This window comes from Rhodococcus pseudokoreensis, from assembly GCF_017068395.1.
In the GTDB taxonomy this organism is placed as follows: Bacteria; Actinomycetota; Actinomycetes; order Mycobacteriales; family Mycobacteriaceae; genus Rhodococcus_F; species Rhodococcus_F pseudokoreensis.
In genome coordinates this window covers 1,708,344-1,723,724 of sequence record NZ_CP070619.1, presented here as the reverse complement: position 1 = coordinate 1,723,724, position 15,381 = coordinate 1,708,344, and the positions used below count along the sequence as shown (strand labels likewise).

Below are 15,381 nucleotides of genomic sequence, written 5' to 3'. Positions count from 1 at the left end.
GCTCCATCATGCGCCACCGAGGCACGCCGGGCAGGGCAATCCGGCGGTGTCGTCGGGCCCGCGTCCGTGAGTCCTACATGGATCTCCGAAGCGATCTCCCGCGAACTCGTTGCCGCCCAACGGCTCTCGTCGTCAGCGGGACGCGTCCGGCGGAACCTCCGGCAACCCCTCGCTGGCGCGGAGTTTCTCGGCCATCGTCGTGAGCAGATTCTGCGATTCTTCGGAGAGGTCGAACGCGCGGCTGGAGAGCTTGCGGAGTCCGTATCCCTGGAGTTGCGAGAGAAGCTCGAGATCGTGGTCGATCTTCGCGGCGTAGATGTCGTTGAAGAAGTAGTCGGGCTTCACCTTGAAGAAGCGGGCGAATGCCGCGACCGTCTCGTCGGAGGGATTGGTGCGTTGTCCCGATCGGAGCTGGGAGATGTAGGGCTTCGAGATCTGATGCCCGTCCTCGATCAGCGCCGCCGCGACCTCGGCGTTGGTATGCGGTTTACGTCCCGGAGGGTGGACCGTGTCGAAAAGCTTGTTCAACCGCGCAGCAAAATCTGCCATTGTGAGCCGCCGGGTCCTCTCTCGTGCGCGCGTCAGTCGTGTGAACGACACCGTACCACGATGATAACCGATTGATAACTCACGGACATAGAGGCAAAACCTCGTTCGTTCGAGCGAGGTTTATCTCATATATGTTTCAATCATCGCGCGCCGCCCGCTCGGGAATCGTCGGCTTTTCGGGCGCTCTCTGTGCTCGTCACGCACGTTCTACCGTTGAAAGTTCAAGGGTGGCGTCGGTGCGGGCTGGGATGTGCTCACGTCGGCATCCGCGGTCGAGGGTGTGGCCGCATGGTTGCCGTTTCAATCACTGAGAGTTTGCTGGCACTGTCGCAGGGGTGTGCGCCGTGAGGCGGAAGTGCCCATCGCCCCTGTTCAGGGCCGAAGTGTTGCGTTGCGCATCGCAACGACCAGAGGTCGCTCGCGGCCCGCGGGGCTTGGTGAACACTACTGTGAACCGGTGCCTTCTGCACGGGCGGCGGGCCGCGCGCCGTCGATCCGGCTCTCGGCCGCCGCGAATGACTGGCGGCCCCACCTCGGCAATCTGGACGATAGTCCAGATCAGGTGGGGTTCTGCAGCCGCGGCAGACCTCCGAGTCTGGTCAAATCCGAAGCCGTCAGGGATGATTGTGATATGGAACACAGAATGAGTGACGCCGAGCTTCGGAAGGCGATTCGAGTTCTGCGCGAGCGCGCCGACGACGCCCGGCACCGAGGAAACGACGACGACGCCAATGGGATCGAGAGGACGATTCGTACTTATCAGGAAGAAATGACCCAGCGGTTGTGAACCGTCACGAACCGGCCCGCCGCGGGCCGGTTCGCGTCTCTTCCGGGCAATTGCGCCGCCGCAGTTGCGTGCGCGCAATCAGATTGCGTGCGTAGACTTCCAGCCGACACGGATCGGTGACGACGGGGGCGCACACGGCTATGGCGATCAAGACGCTGGACGGCAAGAAGTGCCTGATCACGGGTGCAGGTAGCGGAATCGGGCAGGCAACCGCCCTGGCTGCCGCGGCGGAGGGCGCCGAACTGTTCCTCACCGACATCAACGAAATCGGCCTGGCGCAGACGGTCGAGCAGGTCGGCAGCGGTGGGGGCACCGTGAGTTTCTCGCGTGCGCTCGACGTGTCCGACTACGACGCGGTTACCGCATTCGCCGCCGACGTCCACGAACAGTTCGGCAGCCTCGACGTCGTGATGAACGTCGCCGGCATCTCCGCGTGGGGGACGGTCGAGAATCTCGAACACCGTCACTGGAAGTCCATGGTGGACGTCAATCTGATGGGTCCGATCCACATCATCGAGAGTTTCGTGCCTCGGATGGTGCGGGCGGGACGCGGCGGTCACCTGGTCAACGTCTCTTCTGCCGCCGGTCTCCTGGCGCTTCCGTGGCATGCGGCGTACAGCGCAAGCAAATTCGGGCTCCGCGGAGTCTCGGAGGTTCTGCGGTTCGACCTCAAACGGCACGGCATCGGCGTGAGCCTCGTGGTTCCCGGCGCGGTCAAGACACCGCTGGTGGGCACCGTCGAGATCGCAGGTGTCGACCGCGACGATCCGCGCATCCGGAAGGCGATCCACCGCTTCGAGAAGCGGGCCGTCACGCCCGAAAAGGTGGCGTCCTGCATCATCGCCGGCGTCAAGAAGGACCGGTACCTGGTGTACACGTCGCCGGACATCCGGTTCGGCTACTGGTGGGCCCGCAAGTTCTCGCCGCCGTACGACTTCGTGATGCAGCGGGCGAACGACCAGTTCAGCAAATTCCTGTAGCGGCTACGCCTCGCCGGCGCGGAGCACGGTGCCGTCGGTGAATCGGACGCCGTCCGTGCACCGGCACTCGACCTGCCCGGCGCCGAACTGCTCGGCGTGGAGGCGCGCGTACAACCCTTGCCGCGCAAGGAGTTCGGTGTGCGTGCCGCGCTCGATCAACGTTCCTTCGTCGATCACGAAGATCACGTCGGCGTGCTGAATCGTGGACAGCCGGTGGGCGATCGCGAGGGTGGTGCGTCCGCGCATCACCTCGCCGAGGGCGCGCTGGACGAGTCGCTCGGAGACCGTGTCGAGCGCGGACGTCGCCTCGTCGAGGATCAGCACGCGAGGATTCTTCAGCAGCACCCGGGCGATGGCCAGGCGTTGCTTCTCGCCGCCGGAGAGGCGGAATCCTCTTTCCCCGACCAGGGTGTCGTAGCCGTCGTCGAATCCGAGGATGCGGTCGTGGATGTTGGCGGCCGCGGCGGCCGCCTGCAATTCGGTATCCGCCGCGTCCGGTTTGGCGTACCGAAGGTTGTCGGCGATCGAGGCGTGGAACAGGTACGGGTCCTGGGTGACCATTCCGACCGCCTCGGCGAGTGAACTCATGGTCAAATCGCGCACGTCGTGGCCGTCGACGAGGACGGCGCCGCTATCCACCTCGTACAGGCGCGGCACGAGGTAGCAGAGCGTGGTCTTGCCTGCGCCGGACGGTCCGACGAACGCGGCGAGCTGACCGGGTTCGATCTCCAGTGACGTGCCCGCGACCGCCCAGCGCCTGCTGCGACGTTCCGCCGGTGCGGTGTCGGGTGCCGCCGCGGCCGGGAACCGAGACGCGACGGTCGTGACGCCGCGCATGCCGCCGCCCCCACCGCCGCGGCCCAGGCTGCGCAGAGCCACCGGGTCGGGATCCGCGGTGGCCAGGCGCACGGGCGCGGGGTACGCGAAATACACGTCGTCCAGTTCCACCCGCCCGGGGGAGTCCGCGGGCAGTTCGACGGCGTCCGGCCGGTTCACGATCGCGGGTTGCAGGTCGAGGTACTCGAAGATGCGGCGGAACAACGCCATCGACGTCTGGACGTCGAGGGTGACCCGCATCAGCGAGACCAACGGTTGCAGCAACCTGGCCTGCAGCGTCGAGAACGCGACGAGCGTGCCCGCCGAGAGCGCCGCGGACCCGCCGCTGACGAGATACCCGGCCAGCAGGTAGACGAGGGCGGGCGTGATCGCCATGAACGAGCTCACGACGGCGAAGAAGCCCTGCCCCGTCATGGCTTGGCGCACCTGAAGTTCCGTCTGCCGGGCGTTCTCGGTCCGATACCGGTCGAGTTCGGTGTCGGCCTGGTTGAACACCTTCGTCAGCAGCACACCCGACACGCTCAGCGCTTCCTCGGTGATCGCGGTCATGTCCGACAACGACTCCTGAGTCTTGCGCGCCAGAACCCGCCGCCGGGCGCCGACCCGCCGCTGCAGGTAGACGAAACCGGGGAGCAACGCCACCGCGAGCAGCGTCAACTGCCACGACAGCAGCAGCATCGCGACGAGCGACGCCGTGACGGTGACGACGTTCGAGAGGATGCTCGACGCCGTGGATGTGAGGACGGACCGCACCCCTCCGACGTCGTTGGCCAGACGCGATTGGATCGAGCCGGTCTTGGTGGAGGTGAAGAAGGCCAGTTCCATCTTTTCGAGATGGGCGAACAGGCGTTCCCGCAGATCCGCCATCGACAGGTTGCCGACCTTGGTGGTGAGGTAACTCTGACCGACGCCGATCACCGAACCCGCCAGCGTCACCACGATCATGGCCACCACCAGCCACAGCAGCAGCGTCAGATGCACGCCGCTGCCGTCGGTGGGGAACAGTGCGCGGTCGAACACGGCTTTCGTGAGGAAGGGATTCACGATGCCGAGCAGCGAAGAGACGACGATCGCGGCCGCGACGAGTGCCAGCCACCCGCGGTAGGGGCGCAGGAGCGCCCAGATGCGGGGGAGCAGCGAAGGCTCGGGCGCCTGCTGTGTGGATACGGGACCGGTCGCGGACATCTCCCCATCGTGCCCACCGAGCGGAGCCCTGGCGAGCCGATTCGGTCCGGTTACGGCCGGTCACCGTGCCCGGGGATGCCGAGCTCGCCCCGCACTGCGGCGAGGAAGTCTTCCTGGGCACTCTTCCCGGACTGGAAGTGGTCGGCGAACTGCTGCTGGCGCGTGGACAGGGCGTCCGCCGACACGACATCATCTGCCGCGAAGTCGTTGCTCAGCCAGCCGATCGTCTCGGCGCCGGCCAGATACTCGACCACCATTCGCCGTGCCGATTCCACTACCGCCTCGGATCCGATCAACTCCACCGCCGCGAACTTCGAGCCGAGCACGATATTTTGCCGCGGTAGTGGCCCGAGGATTTCGAGCATCACGCCCGAGAGGTCGGGGCCGTCGAAGTTGTCGAACGCCACCGACACGGAACTCGCGGTGGTGCACACCTCGTTGGCCGCGGTGAGGAACTCCGAATAGATCTGCTGCCGCTGCGTTCGCAGGAACTCGTTCGAGGACTGGTTCACCGTTGCCTCCACCTGATTCGACGTGTTCAGCAGCGTGAACACCCCTCCGGCCACGGAACCGATCAGGGTACCGGCGACGGCCATCGTGGCGACGAGCATGCTGAGCCGAAATTGGTGACGCCGCACAGCTATTCGGTCGAGAGGTTCGGCGCTCTTGGTCTCGCTCATCGTCCCGCTCCAATCGACGCTCCACCGGTGTACCTCGACTCTCCCGCACGGCCCGCGACCCGTCGCGCGTAGTCGACTACGCAGGTTGTGAAACTTTTCGAGGGGGTCGGAACGATATGCGTAGTAGGTCGGGACTCTCCGAAGGTGAAGGTCGGGGACTCTGTGAATCGAAGGTGAGCACAATGAACAAGATCGCACTCCGCACCGCAATCGCTTCGGCCGTCATAGCCCCGGTGATGCTCGTCGGAGCAGGAACGGCGACGGCAGCACCCACGCTCAGCACGGGCGTCACTGGTGGGATCGTCGTCAATGTACCGAGCGGGGAAAGCTGGAACTGCTTCGGGCTGGATTCGAACTTCGGACTCAAAGCCGGTGTGGGACCAATCGGTGGTTTCACCAAGGGATCCAACGTGACCGTGTTCTGCTTCGGCACGTCCGCGCCGTTCTTCTTCACCGGCAGTGTGAGGGCCGGAACGTAGAACTTTCTTCGAAGAATTTCTCAGCGGTGCCCGCCGTGCAGGCAGTCCTCGAACAGCGTGCGCACCTCGTCGACGTGCCGGTCGAGATCCGCGAGGTCCCAATCGTCGGTCGGCACGGGCGTGAGGACGTCGACGTCGACGGTGCCGGGGTGCGCGACGAGCGAGTTCCGCCACATCCGTTCGCCGGCGTTGTGGATGACGATCGGCACGATCGGCACCCCCGCCTGCATGGCCAGGTGGAATCCGCCCTTCTTGAACTTGCCGAGACGCGGGGTCGGTGATCGGGTGCCCTCGGGGGCGATCGCGATCGAGATGCCGGACTGCAGTTTGTCCACGGCCGGGCGGAGGGCCGCCCGCGCCTTGGTGCTGTCCGACCGGTCGATGTAGGCGACGTCGAGGAGGGCACCCACGGGAATGAACCGGGGGTCGCGCGCGGCCTCCTTCTTCGCGACGCCGGTGACGTCGCGCCGGATGACGCTGCCGATCACCAGCATGTCGAGCGAACTCTGGTGGTTGAACATGAAGACCGCGGGCCTCGCCGACCACGCGTTCTCCCTGCCCTTGATGCGCACGTTGATGCCGCAGATCGCGAGCGCGAGATCCGGTCCGAAGCTGCCGACCAGGTTGGCGCCGGTCTGCCGGTTCTGGGTGAGCAGGCCCGCGGAGACGCCGAACGCCGCGGCGCCCATCAGCGCGCCTATCGCGGTGGTGGTGCGGGCGATGGACATCGGGTCGGCGCCGCTCTCGGGAGGTCGCAGATTCACCGACGGCCACCCGTTCTGCCGCGCGGTGGCCGCCAGCTTGCGGTCGGGGTTCAGCGCCACCGGATGTCCCACCGACTTCAGCATCGGAATATCCTCCGCGCCGTTGGAGTACGCGAAGCTGTCACCCAGATCGGCGTCGTGCTTGACGGCGTACTCGCGCAGTGCCTCGGCTTTCGCCGGTCCCCACAGTGGTGCCGATTCGAGCTTCCCGGTGAGCATCCCGTCCAGGATCGCGGGCCGGGTGCACAGCACGTCCTCGGGTTCGATGTCGAGGTCGGCGGCCACCGACAACGCCTGATACGGGGTGGCGGACGTGGCCATCACCACCCGGTGGCCGGCGTGCCGGTGCGCGGCGAGCAGGCCGCGGACCTCCGAGAAGATCATCCTCGCGATCTCCTGCCGGAACAGCCGCTGCCCCCACTCCTGCATCTCGTCCTCCATGCGTCCGGCCAGGCTCTCCACCCCGATGCGCATCAGGTTGCCGACGTCGGCGCCCCGGAAGCGGGTCTCCACCGCGGCGTTGGTGGTGCGGAGAAGTTCGGCCACACTGATGTCGAAGCGCCGCAGGCGGTCCCGGTAGACGACGCTCGCGGAGTACCCGCTGATCAACGTGCCGTCCAGGTCGAACGCCGCGAGGGTAGCCGGACCGGGGACGGCGGCCGCGATGTCGTCGTGGAGACTGCGGAGATCGCTCATCTACTCACCTACCACCCATCTGGTCGAGATTCTCGTGTGCGATGGCCCGGATGCGGAGCACCTGGTCGATCAGGGTTTGGAGTTCGGCCTCGAACTCGACCCGCCGGGCCGCCATGTTCTCGGCGTTCGGTTCGACCAGGCCCCGGTTCCGCGCCAGCTTGAGTGCAGTCGTGAAGAGTTCGGCCGAAATTGACTCGCTGCTCCCGATCTGCTGCCGGAGTCGTCGCTGCTCGGCGAGCGCGAGGCACGCCGTCATGAATGCCTTCTCGTCGAACTTCCGGTCCACGGGGGTGCGCAGCAACTGAGCCGCGACCACCGCGTACGCCTCCAGGAACGGCTGCAGAACCCGGTGCGCCAGGTGAATGCGCATCCCGGACAACAGGTTCGCCGCATGCTGGGGGTCACCGAGGTTCGACTCCCAGGCCGGGTCGATCAGGTCCAGTTCGGCGCGCAGTTCCTTCCGGAAACTGTCTTTTTCGCTGAAGAAGAATTCGAACTTGAGGAGGTCGCGGATGCGGAGCGCCGCATTCCATCCGTCCTCGAGTGGGTCGGTGAACTGCTGATCGACGGCGGCGCGCAGCACCATCTCCGCGATCGCCCGCATCACCAGGAAGTGAATGGTGTTGTTGCGGTAGAACGCTGCCACGAGATGCTGATCGCGCCCGAGGTAGAACACCCGCTCGCTGCCCTGGTCGAAACTCTTCAGGACCCCGGAGTCGAGATGGGTGCGCACGGCCTTGCGGATCACCTTCGGATCCGTCAGATCCACGTCGCCCGCGGTGGGCAGCGAGCGCGCCGTGATGTAGTCGACGAGCGGTCCGAGGATGCCGCCGACCTCGGCGACGGTGAGCGCCCGGTCCTCGATGCCGAGGAACGCGAGCATGACGAGTGACGACGCCGTGACGGGGGTGACCTCGTTGATGCGGTGACACACCTCGAACGCCGTCTTCTGCACAGCGAGCCGCAGGTCGTCCTCCTGGCCGAGGTAGTCCGCCAGCGACATCGGCCTGCCGACGTTGACGTGCGCGACGCCGTGCCGTTGACCTTGCGCCCGAACGTATCCGAAGAGCCAGCGCAGACTCTCCTTGCTCTTCGCCTGGCCGTGCGCCTCCGCCGCCATCGCGCCGACCTCGTACAACTGGTCGTAGGTCAGCGACACCGGGACGAGGTACACGTCGGACATCCCGCTGTCCCGGAACGCTTTCGCGAGATAGTTCAGCAGGCCGAACCGCGGCGGCCGCAGTTTGCCTGTCCGGCTCCGCCCGCCCTCGATGTACCACTCGAGGTTGAACCGCTTCGTGAGCAGGTAGCGCATGTACTCGCGGAGCGTCCACTTGTAGATCTCGTCGCCCTCGATCTTCCGGCGGATGAACACGGTGCCGCTGCGCTTGCCGATCGGCCCGATCGGCCAGAAGTTGATGTTCAGCCCGCCCATCACGTGGTTGAGCGGAAGGTCGTTCGCGATCAGCGCCGGCCGCAGCACCAGCGGGTCGAGGTACGAGCGGTGGCTGGGCAGGAACACCAGGGAATGTTCCTTGTTCAGCTCCCGCAGTTGGTCGAGCCGGGTGGTGTCGACGTCGAGACGGTACGCGCGGGAGAAGTAGCGGCCCAACTGATCCCACAGCGCGATGGCTCGCCGGCTCTGAGCGGCGACCATCTCGTCCAGCGCCCCGCGGGCACGGCGATCCACCTCGGCGACGGGGAGATTCAACTGGGCCGACAGTTCGTGGGTGCCGTCGTGGTACCGACTGGCGTCGGTGATCTCGTCGACGACGAACCTCGACACCTTGTACTGCGTGCCCAGCACCGTGCGCTCGGCCCGCTCCAGGGTCAGTGCCGCCTGGCGGCGGATGAAATCCGGAAGCGACCCGCCGCCGTTCTCGGCGAGCCGCCGTTCGAGGTCGCTGAGCGGGGCCGGGTCGCCCTCCAGGACCTGGCACCGGGCCGGGTCGTCGCGCATCACCCGGCGCTGCATGTTCTGGCCCGGGTGCAGCGGATCGCGCAGCGACAGCGTCTCCCGGAATCGCTGCGCGCCGTCCGGATGGGTCTCCTTCGGCAGCCACACCACCCGGAGCGGGGTGAGCAGCGGGTCGTCCTTCCGGCGTGCCAGATCGGCGAGGGCCTGATCGGTGACGCGGACGGTGGGCGGCGGCTGACCCGAGTCGTTCGCCTGCCGCTCCAGCCACGTGCGGAGAACGTCGTCCTCCATCTCGCTCATCGTCTCGATGAGATATACCCGTGGCCGTGTCGTCTGCTCGTCCATCGCGCCAGCCTTTCCTTTCACCCGCGGCCGAGTTCGACGATCTCGTCGAGACTCTCCTGCAGGCACGACATGAACCGCGCCGGTTCGGTCACGGCGGCGGTGTCGAGATTGACACCGATGCAACACGTGCCGACGTGGGAGACCAGAGTTGCCATGACCGCGCAGCCGGGGGCGGGGCCGAACGGAAACATCCGCTCGATCCGGGCACCCGCCAGATACACGGGCACGGGCACGCCCGCGACGTTGCTGGCCTGCAGGTCGAGGCCCGTCGACTGCGAGAGATACCAGTTGGCCAGCACCACCGTCGGGATCCGGACCAGGATCGGGGCGGCGGAGTCGAGCAGGCCGAGTGCCGGTTCCTGGCGCAACCCGAGAATGATTGTGCGTACCTTCTTGATCCGCGCGATCGGGTCGCGCTCACCGACCGGTCCGGCGAATCGGGCCGCCGCGAACCGGTTGCCGCCGGTCGGATCCGACGCCGAACGCATGCTCACCGGCATCCCCACCGGAATCGTCTCCAGGTCGTGGCCGAACGATTCGTGATAGCGGCGGAACCCGCCCAGCAGCGCCGCCACGTACGCGTCGTTCAACGACCCGCCCGCGACGTGGGCGGCGGAACGCAGTTCGTCGACACTCACCTCGAGCACCCCGAACCAGCGTCCGAGCCCCCGGTCGCGCAGTAGGTCCGAACCCGTGGTCGGGGGAGGGGTCACCACCCTGCGGATCGAGTTCGCGTAACCGGCGACCTCCGTGACACTGCCCACCGGGTCGCCGACGACGGTCATCGCCGTCCGCACCGCGCCGCGGATCAGGCCGCCGAGACGGCCGGGGGCGCTGCGCACGTTGTCGAGCGCCTGCTCGAACAGGGCGCCGCCACCCGACATCTGCTCCGGCAACGGCGCAGGCCGATCCGGTTTGTCCGGTGTCGGTTCGGGGCGCCTGCTGTGCAGCAGCGTCATCAACTGGATGCCGCCGAGACCGTCTGTGATGCTGTGGTGCGTCTTCACGACGTAGACGGCGCGGCCGTCGTCGAGCCCCTCGATGAGCATCGCGCTCCACGGCGGCCGGGCGCGGTCGAACGGCTCCGTTGCCATGTGCCTGCACATCCGCAGCGCGTGGTCGAACGTCGCGGGCTCCGGCAGCCGCACCCGCGACAGGTGATAGTCGAGATCGAACTCGGGGTCGACCGACCACATCGGGTTGCCCAGCCGCAGCGTCGGCTCCACCACCCGCATCCGGATGCGCGGCACCATGTGCGACGCCCATTCGTGGGCGCGCACGAGCCGCTCCCAGTCCGGCGGCTTGTCGAGGACGTCGACCGCGACGATCGGTGAGCGCAGCTTCGGCTGCACCTCCTCCATCCGCCACATCCCGGTCTCGAAGTCGGACATCGTGCGGTCCGCTCCCCAGGCGACGTCGGAGAAATCCACGTCGACGGCACTCGGTGGTATCAGAGGTTCGCCGTCGGCCATGCCCACCCTCATTCGGTTGCTCGAGTTGCCCTCAGCTGCTGCTTTTCCAGTGTGGACCCGCCCCGCAGATCGCGTCCCTGGTTCCGGCGGATTCGCGCTCCGCGCCCGTGCGCGGCTGGCGAGTCCCTGGACTCCTTCGCCACGCACGGGGTTGTCGTAGGCTGCCGTCATGGCGAAAAGCTTCGACTACTCCGAACAGATCGCGTACCCGATCGACCGCGTGCACGGGACGGTGACGGACCGGGCGTTCTGGCAGCACCGGTTCGAGGAGGCGCCGGAGAAGCTCACCCTCGACGACAGCCGCGGCCCCGGCACGCTGACGGCGACGATGCGCGACACCATCGGCGCATCCTCCCTCCCCGGGCTGGTGCGCAAGGTCGTCTCCGGTGAACTGAAGGTCGAGCGGGCCGACGAATGGGGCGCACTCGACGGCGACCGTGCCGACGGCAGGATCAGCGGCAGCTCCACCGGGATCCCCGTCAAGATCGACTGCACGTCGGTGCTCCGCGCGTCGGGCGACGTCACCGTCCTCGACGTCTCCGGAACGGTGCAGGTCAAGATCCCGCTCGTCGGGGGACAGATCGAATCCCTCGTCAGGAAGCTGATCGGCGACATGATCGGGCAGGACCGCGACGCGATCGAGAAGTGGCTCGGCGACAGCTGACGCTCACGCCCCGGGCGCGGGGCCGTCCAGTTCGACGTCCAGCGTGCGGGCACCCGGTCCCGCCGTGCCCAGCCGGTCGTGGCTGTTGACGATCGCGCAACTCCCCAGCGACAGGCACCCGCAGCCGATGCAGCCGGTCAGGTTGTCGCGGAGCCGGATCAACTGCTCGATCCGCTGATCCAGATCCGCGTGCCACCGCGTCGACAGCTTCTCCCAGTCCTTCCGGTTCGGGGTGCGGCCCTCGGGGAGGGTCGCGAGGGCGTCCCGGATCTCGGCCAGCGGAATCCCGACCCGCTGGGCGATGCGGATGAACGCGACCCGCCGCAGCGTGTCCCGGCGATACCGACGCTGATTGCCGGACGTCCGCCTGCTGGTGATCAGCCCCTCGCGCTCGTAGAAATGCAACGCCGACACCGCGACGCCACTGCGCTCCGACAGCTGTCCCGGCGTCAGTTCCTTCGCTCTCCACTCGGGCATCTCCACGACAGGCAACCTTTCACCGGGTTACCTGAACAATACTCGAGGTCAGTCGCGGCGGAGATGACCGTGGAGGTGGTGCGTGAGCGGAGTCAGGTCGTGCGCCATCCACAGGTCGTAGGTGAGGTCGCCGCCGCGCACCGACAACTGCCGCCGGATGCTGTGCACCGGTTTGGCGTCCGGGGACGCGCTCAGCGCCACCATCGACAACTCGATGATGCCCTCCCGGATCTGACCGCGGTGGATCTCGGTGAACCCGGTCGGCTGGGCGACGAGCAATTCCGCCTCGTCCTCGGCGACGAGCCGCAGAAACCCGGACTCCGAGTGCAACGGCCGCCCGGTGCCCGCCTCCCACGTCCGAGACCGGTACGCCAGGAACGGTTTACCACTGGGAGCGAATTCGATCTCCTCCGTGTACGCGAAGTCGTCGATCGTCGGATACGCGCCCTCGCCCTCGCCGCGCCACAGACCGGCGAACGGCGCCAGGGCGGGCGGGACGGACCGAACCGGTGGTGCGGTCGCAGACGAACTCGCCGTCGCATCCGTGTGCGCCGGCGAGAGAGTCGAGTTCTCGTCCATGAGATACCTCCGCCGCTTCACGGTACTCGCCTGCGGGGCCGAGGGACACGGTCGGCGGCGGAGCGTTTGAGCGTGCCTGCCGGGCCCGCCGGCATTACCGTCTAGACATGAACGCGTCGGGTTCTGCACCGCTGGGGGCCAACTCCGAAGTCGGGCAGCTGCGTGCCGTCCTCCTGCACCGGCCCGGGGACGAACTGAAGCGGCTGACACCCCGCAACAACGACCAACTGCTGTTCGACGGACTGCCCTGGGTCGACCGCGCGCAGGAGGAGCACGACGCGTTCGCGGACCTCCTGCGCAGCCGCGGCGTCGAGGTCCTGCTGCTGTCCGACCTGCTCAGCGAGACACTCGGCGCCAGCGGGGCCGCCCGCATCCAGGGCATCGGCGCGGCCGTCGACCCCCGCAAACTCGGCCACACGCTGGCGCAGGAACTCGCCGCGCACCTCCGCCGCGTCCCGGCCCCCGAACTCTCCACCATCCTCACCGCAGGCATGACGTTCGACGAACTGCCCGTCGCCGCGAACACGGCGTCGCTGGTCCGTCGCATGCACCACGGCGGCGACTTCGTCATCGACCCGCTGCCCAACCTGCTGTTCACCCGGGACTCGTCGTTCTGGATCGGACCGCGTGTCGCGATCACGTCGCTGGCACTGCCCGCCCGCGTCCGCGAAACATCCCTCACCGACATCATCTACGCCCACCACCCGCGTTTCCGCGGCGCCCGGCGCGCCTACGAATCCCACACGGCCCCCGTCGAAGGCGGCGACGTCCTGCTCCTGGCACCGGGTGTCGTCGCTGTCGGAGTGGGGGAGCGCACCACACCGGCCGGTGCCGAGGCGTTGGCGCGCAGCGTCTTCGAGGACGAACTGGCGCACACCGTGCTGGTGGTGCCCATCGCGCAGGCCCGGGCGTCGATGCACCTCGACACCGTGTGCACGATGGTCGACCACGACGCCGTCGTGATGTACCCGGTCATCCAGGACACGCTGTCGGCGTTCACCATTCACCGCGAGGACAAGGGCGTGTCGATCCGCGGCGCCGACCCGTTCCTCGCCGCCGCCGCAGAGGCCATGGGCATCGGCAAGCTGCGCGTCATCGATACCGGACTCGACAATGTCACCGCCGAACGCGAACAGTGGGACGACGGAAACAACACGCTCGCACTCGCACCCGGCGTCGTCGTCGCCTACGAGCGGAACGTCGAGACCAACGCCCGGCTCGAGGCGTCGGGCATCGAGGTACTGCGGATCGCCGGTTCCGAACTCGGTTCGGGCCGCGGCGGTCCTCGCTGCATGTCCTGCCCGGTGGCCCGCGACCCGCTGTAGGCGGCTCCGCCGCCCGTGCGTGGTTGACGAGTCTCTGGACTCCCTAACCACGCACGGGCGCGAAGCGCCTACAGGATGTCGCTGACCTTCGCGGCCGGGCGGGCGAGGACGGTGCCCTTGTCCGTCACGACGATCGGTCGCTCGATGAGGATGGGGTTGTCCACCATCGCTTCCAGCAGTTCGTCCTCGGACGCCTCGGCGAGCCCGAGTTCCTTGAACACGGCCTCCTTCTTGCGGATCGCCTCGCTCGGCTTCAGGCCTGCGTCGTCGAGAAGTTTGCGCAATCCGTCCCGCGAGGGCGGGGTCTCGAGGTACTTCACGACGGTCGGCTCGATGCCCGCGTCCCGGATCAGTCCGAGGACGGTGCGGGACGTGCTGCAGCGCTGGTTGTGGTAGATGGTCGCGGTGTTCGCCATATCCGACATTCTGCACCCGGGGAACAAATGCGCCCGCACCGAGCGCTGAACCGGGGGTAGTAACTCGTGACTAGTCGACGAAAGAGGGAGAGATCGATCATGGTCGAGCACAGGGACGCGACTCCGCAGCGCATCGTCATCGCGGGTGGACACGGGAAGATCGCCCGTCACCTCATCAAGATTCTCACCGCCCGCGGTGACCGTGCGGTCGCGTTGATCCGCAACCCCGACCACGAGCACGAGGTGGCGGCGCTCGGCGCCGAACCGGTGGTGATCGATCTGGAGACGGCGACCGCGGACGAAGTCGCGAAGACCCTCGCCGGTGCGGACGCCGCGGTGTTCGCGGCCGGTGCCGGCCCGGGCAGCGGAATCGCGCGGAAGGACACCGTCGACCGCGGGGCCGCGGTCCTGCTCGCCGATGCCGCCGAGAAGGCGGGGACGAAGAGATTCGTTCAGATCGGTTCGTTCGGGGCGGGTGAGCCGATCCCCGAGGGCACCGACGACGTGTTCGCCGCCTACCTGGTCGCGAAGACGGCCGCCGAGGAAGATCTGCGCGCCCGCACCCACCTCGACTGGACGATTCTCCGTCCGGGCGGTCTCCTCGACGACGACCCGACCGGCCACATCACGCTCACCGCGCCGCCCCTCGAACGCGGCACCGTCACGCGCGCCGACGTCGCAGCGGTGGTCGCGGCACTCCTGGACCACCCGAACACGGCGAAGAAGACGCTGATGCTGACGTCCGGTCCGACGCCGATCGAGGACGCCGTCGCCGCGCTGTAACCGTTGCGGCGCCGCAACCGCGCAACTACGGTCTGATACAACGCGTGGAACAACGGAGGTGGCGCCGGCCGTGGACATCGACATCGACCCCGATTCGTCGACCGCCCCGTTCGACCAGTTGCGATTACAGATCATCGAGCAGGTCCGCAGCGGGCAGTTGATCGCGGGAACGAAGATCCCCACGGTCCGCGCACTCGCCGTCGAGGTCGGCCTCGCACCGAACACGGTCGCCAAGGCGTACCGGGAACTCGGCGAGCAGGGTGTCATCGAAACCCGGGGCAAGCAGGGCACGTTCATCGCGAGCGGCGGTGACCCCATACGCGCCGGAGCCGAGAAGGCCGCAACAGGGTATGTGCAGGAACTGCGGAAGCTGGGGGTGTCCGACGAGGAGATCCTCGGCTTCGTGCAGTCCGCTCTCCGCGGCGCCGAATGAGGACGGCGCCGC

The 15,381-nt window shown here is 67.4% G+C and carries 16 protein-coding genes; 7 read left to right on the top strand and 9 right to left on the bottom strand.

What is annotated here, in order from left to right:
- Positions 1-132: 132 nt before the first annotated feature.
- Complete coding sequence (locus JWS13_RS13395; protein WP_087559989.1) at positions 133-549, bottom strand: helix-turn-helix domain-containing protein; 417 nt, start codon at positions 547-549, stop codon at positions 133-135.
- A gap of 643 nt (positions 550-1,192) precedes the next feature.
- On the opposite strand from JWS13_RS13395, the gene JWS13_RS13390 reads away from it, so the two are divergent.
- Both JWS13_RS13390 and JWS13_RS13385 read left to right on the top strand, forming a co-directional pair.
- Entirely contained in the window at positions 1,193-1,336 is a 144-nt protein-coding gene (locus JWS13_RS13390; protein WP_005561362.1) for a hypothetical protein, read from the top strand.
- A 140-nt stretch (positions 1,337-1,476) separates the two neighbouring features.
- Complete coding sequence (locus JWS13_RS13385) at positions 1,477-2,316, top strand: SDR family oxidoreductase (protein WP_206005933.1); 840 nt, start codon at positions 1,477-1,479, stop codon at positions 2,314-2,316.
- A gap of 3 nt (positions 2,317-2,319) precedes the next feature.
- Here JWS13_RS13385 and JWS13_RS13380 read toward each other — a convergent pair whose 3' ends face one another.
- Together JWS13_RS13380 and JWS13_RS13375 are read right to left on the bottom strand one after the other, a co-directional pair.
- Positions 2,320-4,338 carry an ABC transporter ATP-binding protein gene (locus tag JWS13_RS13380; protein WP_206005932.1) on the bottom strand — a complete coding sequence of 673 codons (2,019 nt, stop codon included), beginning with the start codon at positions 4,336-4,338 and terminating at the stop codon, positions 2,320-2,322.
- A gap of 50 nt (positions 4,339-4,388) precedes the next feature.
- Entirely contained in the window at positions 4,389-5,018 is a 630-nt protein-coding gene (locus JWS13_RS13375) for a hypothetical protein (RefSeq protein ID WP_206005931.1), read from the bottom strand.
- Between the two features lie 182 nt (positions 5,019-5,200).
- On the opposite strand from JWS13_RS13375, the gene JWS13_RS13370 reads away from it, so the two are divergent.
- Complete coding sequence (locus JWS13_RS13370; RefSeq protein ID WP_206005930.1) at positions 5,201-5,497, top strand: hypothetical protein; 297 nt, start codon at positions 5,201-5,203, stop codon at positions 5,495-5,497.
- A 20-nt stretch (positions 5,498-5,517) separates the two neighbouring features.
- Here JWS13_RS13370 and JWS13_RS13365 read toward each other — a convergent pair whose 3' ends face one another.
- Genes JWS13_RS13365 through JWS13_RS13355 form a run of 3 tightly spaced genes read right to left on the bottom strand, consistent with a single transcriptional unit; the run spans position 5,518 to position 10,692 of the window.
- The gene (locus JWS13_RS13365; protein ID WP_206005929.1) at positions 5,518-6,957 is read right to left on the bottom strand and encodes an HAD-IB family hydrolase; all 1,440 of its coding nucleotides are present in this window, start codon (positions 6,955-6,957) and stop codon (positions 5,518-5,520) included.
- Between the two features lie 4 nt (positions 6,958-6,961).
- On the bottom strand, positions 6,962-9,220 hold the full coding sequence (locus tag JWS13_RS13360; RefSeq protein ID WP_206005928.1) for a glycerol-3-phosphate 1-O-acyltransferase: 2,259 nt from the start codon (positions 9,218-9,220) through the stop codon (positions 6,962-6,964).
- Between the two features lie 17 nt (positions 9,221-9,237).
- On the bottom strand, positions 9,238-10,692 hold the full coding sequence (locus tag JWS13_RS13355) for a wax ester/triacylglycerol synthase domain-containing protein (RefSeq protein ID WP_206005927.1): 1,455 nt from the start codon (positions 10,690-10,692) through the stop codon (positions 9,238-9,240).
- 169 nt (positions 10,693-10,861) lie between these two features.
- On the opposite strand from JWS13_RS13355, the gene JWS13_RS13350 reads away from it, so the two are divergent.
- On the top strand, positions 10,862-11,356 hold the full coding sequence (locus JWS13_RS13350; protein WP_206005926.1) for a DUF2505 domain-containing protein: 495 nt from the start codon (positions 10,862-10,864) through the stop codon (positions 11,354-11,356).
- Between the two features lie 3 nt (positions 11,357-11,359).
- Here JWS13_RS13350 and soxR read toward each other — a convergent pair whose 3' ends face one another.
- A complete protein-coding gene (gene soxR / locus JWS13_RS13345; RefSeq protein ID WP_072941138.1) occupies positions 11,360-11,839 on the bottom strand; it encodes a redox-sensitive transcriptional activator SoxR in 480 nt (159 codons plus the stop codon).
- Between the two features lie 42 nt (positions 11,840-11,881).
- Positions 11,882-12,412, bottom strand: a complete 531-nt coding sequence (locus tag JWS13_RS13340; protein WP_206005925.1) for a nitrobindin family protein — start codon at positions 12,410-12,412, stop codon at positions 11,882-11,884.
- Positions 12,413-12,519: 107 nt separating this feature from the next.
- Here JWS13_RS13340 and arcA point away from each other — a divergent pair, with 107 nt between their 5' ends.
- On the top strand, positions 12,520-13,737 hold the full coding sequence (gene arcA / locus JWS13_RS13335; RefSeq protein WP_206005924.1) for an arginine deiminase: 1,218 nt from the start codon (positions 12,520-12,522) through the stop codon (positions 13,735-13,737).
- A gap of 68 nt (positions 13,738-13,805) precedes the next feature.
- Here arcA and arsC read toward each other — a convergent pair whose 3' ends face one another.
- Positions 13,806-14,153, bottom strand: a complete 348-nt coding sequence (gene arsC, locus JWS13_RS13330) for an arsenate reductase (glutaredoxin) (RefSeq protein WP_338050663.1) — start codon at positions 14,151-14,153, stop codon at positions 13,806-13,808.
- A gap of 99 nt (positions 14,154-14,252) precedes the next feature.
- Here arsC and JWS13_RS13325 point away from each other — a divergent pair, with 99 nt between their 5' ends.
- Together JWS13_RS13325 and JWS13_RS13320 are read left to right on the top strand one after the other, a co-directional pair.
- Entirely contained in the window at positions 14,253-14,936 is a 684-nt protein-coding gene (locus JWS13_RS13325; RefSeq protein ID WP_206005923.1) for an NAD(P)H-binding protein, read from the top strand.
- Positions 14,937-14,994: 58 nt separating this feature from the next.
- Positions 14,995-15,369: a GntR family transcriptional regulator gene (locus JWS13_RS13320; protein ID WP_005238723.1), complete on the top strand. Its 375-nt coding sequence runs from the start codon at positions 14,995-14,997 to the stop codon at positions 15,367-15,369.
- Positions 15,370-15,381 lie beyond the last annotated feature (12 nt).